The sequence below is a fragment of the Vibrio sp. 2130-1 genome (genome assembly GCF_033339515.1).
In genome coordinates this window covers 1-581 of sequence record NZ_JAWOUT010000522.1, presented here as the reverse complement: position 1 = coordinate 581, position 581 = coordinate 1, and the positions used below count along the sequence as shown (strand labels likewise).

1 pseudogene is annotated in these 581 nt (G+C 50.3%); it reads left to right on the top strand.

The features are described 5' to 3' along the window. A pseudogene (locus tag R7Q09_RS27180) lies at positions 1-212 on the top strand (hypothetical protein); the annotation flags it as partial. Between the last annotated feature and the right edge of the window lie 369 nt (positions 213-581).

Sequence of the window (581 nt, the reverse complement as noted above, 5' to 3'; positions counted from 1 at the left end):
AGAGCTTTGCGGTTTACAACAACGGCAAGGCCGGTGTTGCGATCATCCTTAGTGAGCGAGGAAACCAGCTCCAGAATTTCATCAATGATGACGACCGAATGGAGCTCGCAGTCTTCGCAGTTCGCCAGCTTTCCAACGCATGGAAAGTTACCCCTTCTGATGCCATCGCGCTGCTACGCCAATCAGCGTGGATGGACCGAAATTTGTCCTAATCGAGCAAATCTAGGCACTCTAAAAGTCGTCCTATAACCACAAAGTTAGACCATCATGCAAAGTGGGGTATAGAGGGTGCCAGCCCCACCCCAGCAGTCCCCCTCAGCCACATTTCTGGCTTGCCCCGCGCTTTTCTTCTTTCTCTCTTTTTCTCTCTTTTTCTCTCTCTTTCTCAATCTAATCTCACACACGAAGGTCAAACAGGGCACCCGCCGACGCGAAGCGGAGGCGTATTCTTGCCCCTCCCCCTCGTTGCATGATGGTCTAAATCTGTCTACTATGTAACCAATGAACTGTTAGAACAAACCCACACATAGGCGGCAGCATGGCTAAAAACTTCATATCAGAACAATTCTCGGCCATGTGCC